This is a genomic window from Rhodobacter sp. JA431 (assembly GCF_900217725.1).
GTDB classification, from domain to species: domain Bacteria; phylum Pseudomonadota; class Alphaproteobacteria; order Rhodobacterales; family Rhodobacteraceae; genus Rhodobacter; species Rhodobacter aestuarii.
Genome location: NZ_OBMP01000018.1, coordinates 1 through 10,983 on the forward strand (window position 1 = coordinate 1; position 10,983 = coordinate 10,983).

The window sequence follows — 10,983 nt, forward strand, 5'->3', positions numbered from 1 at the left end:
AGAATGCCCTCTTCGCGGGCCACGATGCCGGCGCCGAAAACTGGGCCGTCATCGCCTCGCTGATCGAGACCTGCAAAATGAACGGCGTCGATCCCCAAGCATGGCTCTCATCCACGCTTAACGCCATCGTCCAAGGTCACAAGCAAAGCCTGATCAATGATCTGCTCCCGTGGAATTACCCAGCAAACGTGTGATCGGGACACCGCTTACGTCGCTCAGGCGAGGCTCAGCAGCCCTTTGCTGCCTGTCATGTGGGGGTAGAGCAAAGCCTAAGTAAAGTTTAGGTGGTCAGGTGTCCGGCTTATCGGAGCGAGGCCAAGAACTCGCGGAATGTCGGCAACGGTACGCCCGAGACATAACAGTCAACTGCTTTATTCCATTGAACGCCGACTATAGCGATGGGCCGGAAACGCGTGTCAGCGATCCCGTCAGACTCCATGCCAACATGACCGATGGTCTCAAAAACCGCCGCGCCATCATCAGGGACGGGCACAATGAACGCGTTGCCGACGATCGGTGTGCTCGGACTCGCTGACAGTTCGTACATCAACTGCTTTGTCACATCCGGTGTTCCCGGGTAATCACCGCGCCAATAGCGATACCATTTGGCGTCCGCGATTACGATACCTTCGGGCACGCTTGCTATGAGGTCAGGGCGTTGTGGTGCCAAGGATATTTTGCCTTCTAGGCGAGTGACGTTGGGTTGTGAGGCGAACTCGGTGTGACTGATTTCTGAGGCGCCAAATGCGACACGACACATGTCTTCCCAGAGGACGTGAAACGCATTCACGCCGTATAGCGAAAGTGCATGTCCGTCCGGCACTCTCTTCTCGAGCCATTGCCGAAGCGTTGACACCAACCAGCGCTCATGGTCCTTAGTCGCGTGAAGATCCGCTTCCAATACCACCTGCTTTAGGGATTGTCGTTGCTGTACATCCGCTTCCGTATCGGCGAGCAGATCCTTGCATGCTTCAATTATCGCGTCATATTCAGAGATCCAGATATGACTTATGGAGTTGAGCGAGTTGTAGAGATCCAGTAACGCCGTCGCTTGGACGACCGCGAGGTCGCTATGACTTCGCGACTTGTTCCACCCATATGCATCCGCGAACGCCAGGCCGTGCGGGAAGTACAGGGCCATCCCCCGTTCGACCGTCTCCAACCAATCGATAATCGCGGGATCTGTGACCAAGCTGTCGCGGTCATTGACGTGAAGACCGTGATCACGGGTCCAGCTTAGCAGGCTGAGGAAGAGACTTATCAAGCTTTCCCCATCGGTGAAGAGGAAGTCCGTCTCAGCCACGTTTCCTGATCGTCGGTTCCTCGCTGAGCGTCGCTCAAATAGCTGGATACAACGAATGACGCGCAGCAGATCTCCGCTGTTGGCCGGTCGACGAGCAGGGTCAAAAACCTTCGGAAGGACAAAGGCGGAGCCGTTCGTGTCGGATATCAAACCCACGAAATCCATGCGGTACCGTCCGCCAGCGCCCGGTGCCTTCTTAAGCACGTTGCGATTGACCAACTTGGTGATTGAGGAGGCCTCGACCTTCAGTAGACCTTGCCACTCCGGAACGGAATGGGTGTCGCCTTCGATGAGTGTCCCGACTAGCCCGACCATCGCAGGCGCATTCAACTGGCTGGATCGGAAGCGCGTGCGATAGGGCCGATGGGCTGGCCTTTCCCGTGGTCCCAAACATCCTCGAGTTCGGCGAAAGTTTCGGTTCCTTCGAAGAACTGGGGCGCACGGGCCTTCAGCACGTCGTTCCAGATGTAACCCCAAACATCCTCGTATATGAACGAAGGATCCTTGAGCTTGCGTTGAGAAACAAAGTACGGGCCGATGAATTTATCCTCCGGTACCCCCTCCAAGCTCTTGAGGCGCTGATTAATCGCTCCGCGCAGCGCTCCCCATGTGTGCCGGACTCCACCATACAATACCTCAGCATCGTCGTAGTTACCGTTGATCCGGTACGAGAGATACTTCTTGGACCATCGACGCAAAAAAGCCGAGTCAAGCTGGCGCGCGTTCTGGTCAGATCGGTTCATGGTGGCCCAGAGGTATAGGTTTGGCGGGAGCCGCATATTACCGTTCAACGCCTGACTATGGCTTATCCTGTTCATTCTGAGCCAAGCACGAATGTCTGGTTGTGGCTCGATCGTATACTCGCTGTATCCCGAGAGCGGTTCTCCGTCAGTGTCCCGCCGATCTAGCAATTGCAGCATGTCTCCAAAAACTTCAGAGGCGACGGCACGGCTCAGTTCCTCGATAAGGAGGACAACAGACGATTTAGGATGCAGGCAAGCCAAGCGGTAGGCCTTCAGGAGAGGACCTGGACGGACGACATATTGAACGTAGGGCTCACCCGGAACATCGCCCTCCGAGCCTATGAACTTAAGATCGTCCTCGGTGAGCAAGTAGACGGACTCCGGTCGCAGGCCGCCAACGAAATCGGAGTATCTCGTCGACGGATGAAAGACAGTACGGATGGCGAAGTGCGCCTCCTTCGACGCCTCCTCTATTAGAAAGCTCTTTCCCGACCCGGGGCAACCGTGGACAATCAGTTGGAGCGGAAGTTCCAAGGGAAATTTCCCGGCTTCGTTGACTGCGACACCGTCATGCCCCGAGCCTGCTACGGCTCCATGCCCGCGTTCCACAGCGGCCGCATCGCTGTCTTCGGCAATTTTCGTTACTTCTGACAAGCGTAAAACCTCAGAAGTGCCGAATTTATCCCCAATGAGATCATGAAGAGGGTCGTCATCGGTGGCGAGAAGGCGCAGCTGAAGGGTGAATGTTGGAGTTTCTCCGGCATTGTATCGAAAGAAGTATATGCGCTTGTGTTCAGGGTAACGGTATGAATCGATGCGACTCTGTGTTTTTTGAAGGACATCGTCGTCGTTGAACAAAAATACCGTATACGCGGCACGTTTGTCGCGCTGCTCTTTGAAGCGATTCCCGATTTGCTTTTTTTCATTTACGTATGAGACCGCGACATTCTCATTCAGGAATTTCTGGAACCAAAGCTCGAGGGCGCGGCCTTTTCGGTTATTTTGAGAACTTGCTGATTGCAGCGCCTCCAGTGCTTTCCGGAACTCTTCAATGGGATCGCCACCAAGATCGTTAGACATCAACGCGCTCCAGATTAGCTTCCAACGCTTCGAGGAAACCCACTGGAAAACGCAGGTTTCCCTTCCGAGCACGCTTTAGGAAGCCAGACGTCGCTTTCTCAGATAATGGCTTCAGGTCATGTTGCAGGAATGCCTGCAGGCTAGGAGCTTGCAACCGGATCGGGCGGGTCGAGGCCCGGGATACATGCCTTCGACCGTTGATGCTCCACGCTGCGTTGGGCCATGTCTTCCCATCAACGACTGGCAGGTCGTCCAATGCAGAGTACGGCTGGGGCATACGCAGCTTCTTGCCGATCCATGCCGCGGCGTTTACTGAAACCGCGTTGCCGACCAAGCGCCATCTCAGCGACGGTCGATGTGCCTCGTTGCTTGCGATGGTCCAGTCAGCGTCGAACCCTTGCAAACGCTCGGCATCCCGAATGTCCGGTGTGCCGACCCGTCCGTCGGGCATAAGGATTGCAGGCGGGGACGGGATGCCAATCGTCGAGCCGCCCTTCAGCGGAGGGATCGCATCGTCCGCAAGTCCGGTCGCGTAGGTACCTTCCGTCCAATAGAAGCCAATGGGTCGATCGATACGGGGCATGATCGGCTCGTCGAGAGGAGCATCGTCGGACAGGATCACGTCCCGAGGGTCGTGCGTCATTGATGCAAGTACGAAGACTCGTCGACGCCGTTGAGGAAGCCCGAATGCGTTCGTATCGAGGACTCGATATGCCCAGTTGTATCCGAGCCGCTCTAGGTTATCTGCGATCTCACGGATGCCAGCACCTTTGTTTAGGTGCAGCATGAAATGGACGTTCTCGATGAGTACCCATTCGACGCGTTTGGCCTCCAGAATTCGGAACACTTCGGCCACTAACGACGACCTAGTGCCGTCTAAGCCCTTCTTCAGACCGGACGAACTCAGATCCTGACACGGGAAGCCGGCGGTGATGATGGATATGTCTTCCGGCAAGTCTCGGAGGTGCCGTACGTCAGGAGCGACCTCAACATCAGGGAACCGGTGCCGGAGCACCGCTTGCGCTGCTGTGTCGAACTCACAGAAAACCGCAGCGTCGTGGCCACTGCGTCCGAGCCCCAACTCGAAGCCGCCGATCCCGGCGAACAGTCCGGCGATACGCAACGCGGGGCGTTCATTCTCATGCCACCTACAGCGAAAGTTCGGTTCAGCGTTCAACGAGTAAATCCCGAGCCAGGACATAACTGAGCTTCATCGGAACGGCATTCCCGATGATCCGGGCAAGCGCGGTACGCGACTTTGCAGATTCAAATTTGAAATAGTCAGGGAAGAACTGAAGGCGAGCAGCCTCATGCGCCGTGATAGTCCTCCTCCGTTCGGGATGAACGTAGCGCCCCATACACATGCTGTAGAAGCCGCTCGTTATCGTCTGCGAGGGACGATCCCAACGCATTCGGCCGTAGACGCTGGTGTAGGTTTGCTTCTTGTCACGATGGCACGGGGGGCGCTGCTCGTTGGGTAACTCGAAAAGACCGTTGTCGAAGAGGTAATCCATGCGGGCGTGGTTGTCCTTCGACGGCCTAGACGGCGTATCGACAATCGACCCGCTGGTACGGTCAGAAAGGTCCTTGATGGCCCAAGCGACATCGCGCTCTTCGCATTCAGCGTCCCGCACGATGTCGTCAAGATCCCGAACCGGCCCGACGCGAGAAGCGAGCACAATATGCCGCCTACGCCGTTGCGGCACACCCAGCCGAGCAATGTCGACCAGTCCATGTGAAAGGTGATAACCCTCATCGCTAAGAACGTCTAGCGTACGTTTGAGCACTCCAGAACGGTCGTGCGGCAAGCCCTGAACGTTCTCGATAATGATATTTGACGGACGGAATACTTTCGCCGCGCGTGCCATGTAGAGATACAGTCCATTCTTCGCGTCATTCCTGCGAGAGAAGTTGTTGAGGTCGGAATGCCCTTGGCAAGGCGGGCCTCCGACAAGCAAATCGACCGGACCAACCTCGTCCCGGAGGCATTCCTCTACCTGCGTCAAGCTGGCACCCACATCGCTTGCCAGAAAGGAGCGGATGTCGTCTTCTACCAAGTTTGCTTCTGCGAAGTTGTCCCGGAAGACCCGACACGCTGCCGCCTCCACTTCTATAGCCCAAGCGATATGGGACCGATATCCCAGCGACCGGCAGGCCTCTTCAATGCCGAGCGCCGTTCCGCCACATCCGGCAAACAAATCTACTGTGCGGATCGTCCGTCTCGAGGCCACCTGCTTCGGTCGGTGCGTCATTCGCAGGTAGGAGTGATCAGCCCCGCGAACCTCGGTGAACGCTTGGCCATCGGGCACTCGCTGTAGCATCTATTTGGATCCGTCGGTTTGGGCAAAACAATGTGCTATAACATAAGGGTATGATGGCAGGTGTCTAGGGTTCATTCGCTCAATGGTTATGGTCCAGTAGACGCGGCCCCCGGCGCTCCGCCGCCGCCAAGCCTCTCCACCGGCATCACCTCTTCTCAATCAGAAACCGCGCAGGTGTCATGTGGCATTGGGGATCGAGACAAATGGAAAATCCGGACGGAGATGACTCTGTCAAGCGCTGCGCGTCTTCCAATGCTCGACGGCAGATTCCCGCCTTGAAATGCGTGACTTGGGCGGCACCGCGACCGCTTGTGTTCTGCGCATCCCAACGCTTGTATGCAGATGCCAAACGGCCGCTATCACCAGTTTCTGCGACGGCAATGGTGCGCCCCCACTGTCCGCTTCCCGTCCGGTGCGAAGGCGGCGGGCGTCGTGCCCCACCCGCTTCGTCGCGATATATAGCGATCGCTCTCCTTGATAGCCATCGTGCTTTGCCCTTCGCCAAGTCGCCCGCTCTTTAATCGCGCGAGATGAGTTCAGGTTTAGCGTCTCCGAGCCGCGAGGAACAGATACGCATTGCCTGACCAAGCCGAACGAAGACCTCGAAGTTGCCGACCCTGAATGGGTGTCTGGCTGTCAACGTCAAAAAAAATTGCAAAAAAATCGATGCTAAGAAGGCGTCCGCAAGATTTGCGAAAAAAAGAATTAAGGCTTTGCGAAAAACAACTCTGTTCCCGCGCACAGCGCTTATAATTAACAGGTTCCAGCCGATATGATGGTTTGCGAAAAACTTGCTATTGGCTCTGCGAAAAAATCTGATTAATCGAACGGTAGTGACGCTTGGCAAATGGCCGCCAAGTTTCCATGTCAACTTGACTGTTGATCTTCACGATTCAGTGCGTCATCTGCTTATTAATGTGATTCGCGAAGGTGGAAGGTGCTCCATTGGATTTGGCCATCGATAGAGAAAGACATGCTCGAATCCGATACGAGCTTTCCCTGCGCGGTCTGACCTTCGCTGAGATCGCAAGACGCGCGGAGGTTAGCGTTTCTTCCGTCAGTGCGGTTTCACTTGGCAAAAGCAGATCCGCGCGCATCGAGCTAATCTTGGCGCAGGCATTGGTTACTCGCCCGGAAGCTCTTTTCCCGGACCGTTACCCTGGTAGAAGCGGAGAGGTCACATGAGCTAAAGACCAAGGGCTCTGGAAGAGTTGAGGCCCCGGGACGGCAATCCCAAGGGCCTCGGAAAATCGCTCGCTGCGACGCCTCATCTATCCCCCAGCAATTATCGAAAGTCAAGCAGCGCAGCCATGTGCGGCAGCGCGTTGGTTTGGCATACCCACCTGTATGCTGCGGTCTTGGCCGCGGAACGATCGGGACGACAGACGGGATGGAAACGATTCAACGGGCCTGCGATCAGCTTAGAGGTCATCAGGACAGTGTTGTCCGACAAACTGCCGGAGTGATTGCCACAAATGATTTGGCACGCGATGGCGAGGTAGTTGTTCTTCAGGCGCGGCTTTCCACTGCATCGGCGCAGATCAAGACCTTGCGCGCCGAAATCAAGCGGAAGGACGAGCGGATCGAAAAACTCACCCGGATGACGTTTGGCCAAAAATCAGAAAAGTGCCCTGAGGCTGCGCCGGAAGACAGTGACGAAGAAGAATGCGCTCGCGCCGGAACGAGGCCCTCAGACGAGCAATGTGACACCTCGAGTGCGCCGCTGACGGCACCGCCTTCTCTAGCGAAAAAGCCGCGGGGTTTGCGCGGGCGCCAAAAACTGACGAATCCACAACACCTTCGGCGCGAGGTCATCGTCCTTGAGCCGGAATTGGGACAATTCTGTTCTTGCGGGTGCCGCCCCGCTCTGGTGGAAGAGCAAGTTGTTGAGAAGCTCGCCTATCGGCCCGCTGAGGTCTACGTCGTCGAGGAACGCTTCCCGAAATATTGCTGCCGAAAGTGCAACCGGTTCGTGCAGGCCAAGGTGCCTGACCGGGTGTTCGATTATTCCCGCTTCGACGATACGATGTCACTTGCGGCGGTGATATCAAAATTCGCAGATTTCTTGCCTCACCACCGCCTGCAACAGATTTTCGGGCGTAGTGGTTTGAAGGTAAACCGATCCACGCTCTGGCGACTGGCCAGGCGCGCTGGTGAGGTTTTGAAACCGCTCTACGAGGCGCTGATTTCCGATCTTCAAGCATCTGGAAAATTGTTCATGGATGAAACAACTGCCCCGCTACAGGTTTTAGGGCTGGGTAAAACCAAGACAGCATACATGTGGTCAATGTGCCGCGATGACCGGCGTTGGAAGGGCAATCAGCCTCCAGCAGTTGCTTTTAAGTTTGCCTTGTCGCGAGAAGGCATTCATGGTGAGAAATTCCTCGGTGGTTTCGCCGGAATACTGCAGGTCGATGGATATGCGGGTTACAACCGCCTAACTGCTCTTGATCGGATTGGCGGCCCAATAAACCTTACTTACTGCTGGGCGCATGTCCGCCGCAAATTCTTTGATGCGTGGAGCGCCACAAAATCTGAAGAAGCCCTCAAGGTCGTCCACACCATTGACAGACTTTTTGAGATTGAAAGAGCCCTGAAGGTGCAGCCGCCAGTTGTACGGCAGACCGAACGGGCTCGCCTAAGCGAACCGATCGTCGCTGCCCTGTTTCAAGAGCTCGAAGCGCTTGGCGCTCATATCCTGATGAAATCAGCACTGGGCGATGCCATCAACTACACAATGAAACTTCGCGAAGGCCTGAAGGTTTTTCTAACCGACGGCCGCGTCGAGATGGACAATAACCCGGTCGAAAACGTGATCCGGCCTTTGGCATTGATCCGGAAGAACTCTCTGTTCGCGGGGTCGGAAGTTGGCGGAGAGATCTGGGCGATTCTGTCCAGTCTGGTCGGGACCTGCAAGCTTAACAGTGTTGAGCCGTTCGCTTACTTGAGCTGGGTATTCGATAGGATCGCAAAGAAATTGCCGCTAGCAGATTACCATAAGTTGCTCCCATGGCATTACCCAACTGATCGGTATTTGATTGAGAAGCTCACCTGAGGCAGAGTCGAGAAATCCGGAATTGAACTGCCCCTGCTTTGGCGGGCGCCAGTTACATCGAATCCGTGACAAGCAGCGTCCTTCCCTCCTAAAATAGTTAAAAAAGGGATGGGGGACGACTATGGACGAATTGAAGCTCGACCTTGAGAACTGCTACGGAATTCGCCGGCTAGAGCACACGTTCAACTTCAGGGATTGCCAAGCGGCGGCTCTCTACGCCCCGAACGGTGCCATGAAATCGTCTCTGGCAAAGACCTTTCAAGACATCGCGGACGGAAAGAAGTCCTCAGATCGGATGTTCCCCGATCGGACAACAAAGCGCGTGGTCGTCGACGAAAGCAGTGCAGAGCTTGACCCCGAGTCCATCCTGGTTGTCCGCCCATACGACGAGGAGTTTGGCCCCAGCGCGAATACATCGACGCTTCTTGTTAACGCTGCTTTACGCAAAGACTACGAGAAGCTGAATGCCGGTGTCGAGGATGCAAAGAAGGCCTTCCTCGCCGCCATGAAGGAGCAGTCTGGCTCCAAACGCGACCTCGCTGCCGAGATATCGGCGACGTTCACTCGGACCGAGGACCAGTTCTTGACCGCGGTCATTCGAATAAATGACGAAATCAAGATCCAGTCCGACGCGCAGTTCGCTGACATCCCCTACGACTTGGTATTCGATCCGAAGGTCGTCGAGATGCTGGAGAAGGAGCAAGTGCAGGAAGCGCTCGAAGACTATGTAGTCCGATTCAACGAGCTCATCGATCAATCCACCTATTTCAAGCGCGGCACCTTCACGTATTACAATGCCGGTGAAATTGCCAAAGCTCTCGAGAGCAACGGATTCTTCGGCGCCGCGCACAGCGTTAGACTGAACGCTGACCGCCACGTCGAGATAACCACAAAACAGCAGCTCGAGGACCTCGTCAAAGCCGAGAAGGAAGGAATCGCCGCTGATGCGAAGCTCCGCAAGACGTTCGAAGCCGTCGAGAAGCTGCTCCACCGAAACGTCAGCGTGCGGGACTTCAACGCATTCATCTCCAACCGAGAAGATATCGTTCCCGCTCTCTCCAACATCGGAAATTTTAAGGAGCAGGTCTGGAAGAGTTACATCGTAAAGCACCGGGACGCCTATGATCGGCTTGTCCAGGAGGTCCGAGATGCAGCTGACAAGAGGAAGCAGATCGAAGAAGCCGCTCGGAACGAGCGGACCGCATGGCAGGAAGTTATCGAAATCTTTAACAGCCGCTTCTTCGTTCCATTCGAGCTGAGCGTGCAGAATCTCACCTCGGCCGTCCTAGAAGGTGAAATTCCGAAACTTGGGTTCACGTTCAGAGAGGGCGAGGACCGGAGGGACGTCGACAAAAACGCCCTCCTAGAAGTGCTGAGCACAGGGGAGAGGAAAGCGCTATATATCCTGAATATCATCTTTGAGGTTCAGGTTCGGATCAAATCAGGCCAGAAAACACTAATGATTGTCGACGATGTTGCGGACTCGTTCGACTACAAAAACAAGTATGCTATTATCCAGTATCTCAAAGACATCTCTGAAGAAGAGAATTTCAGACAAGTCATTCTGACTCACAACTTCGACTTCTTCAGGACGCTTGAGAGCCGTTTTGTGAGAAGAGACAGCTGCTTCATGGTAGCCAAAAAGGAGGGTGGCATCGAGGTCAGTCAGGCCGTCGGCATCAGGAACATCTTTGTCAACGACTGGAAGGTTCACTTCGGCACGGCGCCTCGAAAGCGTATTGCTTCAATCCCTTTCATGCGGAACCTTGTGGAGTTCACAAAGGGAAAGCAAGACCCTGATTACATAGCCCTGACCGCGTTACTTCATGTAAAGCCAAACACCGAAACGATCACGGATGCTGAGCTGTTCGAGTTCTATAGTCGTATCTTCGGCGCTGCCGCGCGAAATGCCACTCCCACTGCCGGCACCGCGCTCGAGCTGATCTATCAGGAGGCCGACGCTTGTTTGGCCGAGGCCGACGGAGCGAACTTCGAGAACAAGATCGTCTTGTCCATCGCCACGCGCCTGCGTGCCGAGCAATACATGATTGGGCGGATCTGCGACCCGGAAGCTCTTGCGGGCATCCGTGGGATGCAGACAACGGCGCTGCTCAGATGCTTCAAGGGGCGCTTCCCGGAGGATGATGCGACGTCAGTGATGGACAGCGTCGTCCTCATGACGCCGGAGAACATTCACCTGAACTCATTCATGTATGAGCCGATCCTGGACATGTCGGACGAGCACCTCCGGAGGATTTACGAGCAAGTTAAGGCGCTTTGATTGTAAATCGTCCTGCGCGATTTCAGGAAATCTGTGTTTTTATCCAGCCTCGGCCAAAAATGTCGAATCTTTTGGCGTTTCATCTTGGCGCGTAGCGCCAAGATAGGGTAATCCCCCCCGATCCTAAGGGGATGCGGAAGTGGAATTTTCTCGGCAGGATGAACGAGGAGATTCCGATGAAGAAGACACGTTTTACCGAG

Annotated in this window: 8 protein-coding genes; 4 read left to right on the forward strand and 4 right to left on the reverse strand. The window is 55.3% G+C overall.

Going from position 1 to position 10,983, the window contains the following annotated elements; all coding sequences use genetic code 11:
• The coding region (locus tag CRO18_RS18255; protein ID WP_143128692.1) for a transposase domain-containing protein at positions 1-194 on the forward strand (194 nt) is incomplete at its 5' end.
• Positions 195-301: 107 nt separating this feature from the next.
• On the opposite strand, the gene CRO18_RS18260 is transcribed toward CRO18_RS18255, so the two are convergent.
• From CRO18_RS18260 to CRO18_RS18275, 4 genes are read right to left on the reverse strand one after another with little or no spacing between them, the layout of a single operon-like run.
• Positions 302-1,618: an LlaJI family restriction endonuclease gene (locus CRO18_RS18260; RefSeq protein WP_097083205.1), complete on the reverse strand. Its 1,317-nt coding sequence runs from the start codon at positions 1,616-1,618 to the stop codon at positions 302-304.
• A gap of 11 nt (positions 1,619-1,629) precedes the next feature.
• Positions 1,630-3,126, reverse strand: coding sequence for an AAA family ATPase (locus CRO18_RS18265; protein ID WP_097083206.1), 1,497 nt, complete (start codon positions 3,124-3,126; stop codon positions 1,630-1,632).
• A complete protein-coding gene (locus CRO18_RS18270; RefSeq protein ID WP_097083207.1) occupies positions 3,119-4,327 on the reverse strand; it encodes a DNA cytosine methyltransferase in 1,209 nt (402 codons plus the stop codon). The genes CRO18_RS18265 and CRO18_RS18270 overlap by 8 nt, the downstream gene beginning before the upstream one ends.
• The gene (locus CRO18_RS18275) at positions 4,293-5,435 is read right to left on the reverse strand and encodes a DNA cytosine methyltransferase (RefSeq protein ID WP_170952737.1); all 1,143 of its coding nucleotides are present in this window, start codon (positions 5,433-5,435) and stop codon (positions 4,293-4,295) included. Before CRO18_RS18275 ends, CRO18_RS18270 begins: the two co-directional genes overlap by 35 nt.
• Before the next feature lie 942 nt (positions 5,436-6,377).
• On the opposite strand from CRO18_RS18275, the gene CRO18_RS18280 reads away from it, so the two are divergent.
• From CRO18_RS18280 to CRO18_RS18290, 3 genes are all read left to right on the forward strand, one after another.
• Positions 6,378-6,632, forward strand: a complete 255-nt coding sequence (locus tag CRO18_RS18280) for a helix-turn-helix domain-containing protein (RefSeq protein WP_249276121.1) — start codon at positions 6,378-6,380, stop codon at positions 6,630-6,632.
• 205 nt (positions 6,633-6,837) lie between these two features.
• Positions 6,838-8,502, forward strand: coding sequence for an IS66 family transposase (tnpC, locus tag CRO18_RS18285; RefSeq protein WP_097083209.1), 1,665 nt, complete (start codon positions 6,838-6,840; stop codon positions 8,500-8,502).
• Positions 8,503-8,623: 121 nt separating this feature from the next.
• Positions 8,624-10,783, forward strand: coding sequence for an AAA family ATPase (locus CRO18_RS18290; protein WP_097083210.1), 2,160 nt, complete (start codon positions 8,624-8,626; stop codon positions 10,781-10,783).
• The last annotated feature ends 200 nt before the right edge of the window (positions 10,784-10,983 follow it).

What these genes read in the sequence shown, in the direction of transcription:
- CRO18_RS18265 (WP_097083206.1), bottom strand. Translation starts at nt 3,126, where the DNA reads ATGTCTAACGATCTTGGTGGCGATCCCATTGAAGAGTTCCGGAAAGCA.
- CRO18_RS18260 (WP_097083205.1), bottom strand. Translation starts at nt 1,618, where the DNA reads ATGGTCGGGCTAGTCGGGACACTCATCGAAGGCGACACCCATTCCGTT.
- CRO18_RS18290 (WP_097083210.1), top strand. Translation starts at nt 8,624, where the DNA reads ATGGACGAATTGAAGCTCGACCTTGAGAACTGCTACGGAATTCGCCGG.
- CRO18_RS18270 (WP_097083207.1), bottom strand. Translation starts at nt 4,327, where the DNA reads ATGTCCTGGCTCGGGATTTACTCGTTGAACGCTGAACCGAACTTTCGC.
- tnpC (WP_097083209.1), top strand. Translation starts at nt 6,838, where the DNA reads ATGGAAACGATTCAACGGGCCTGCGATCAGCTTAGAGGTCATCAGGAC.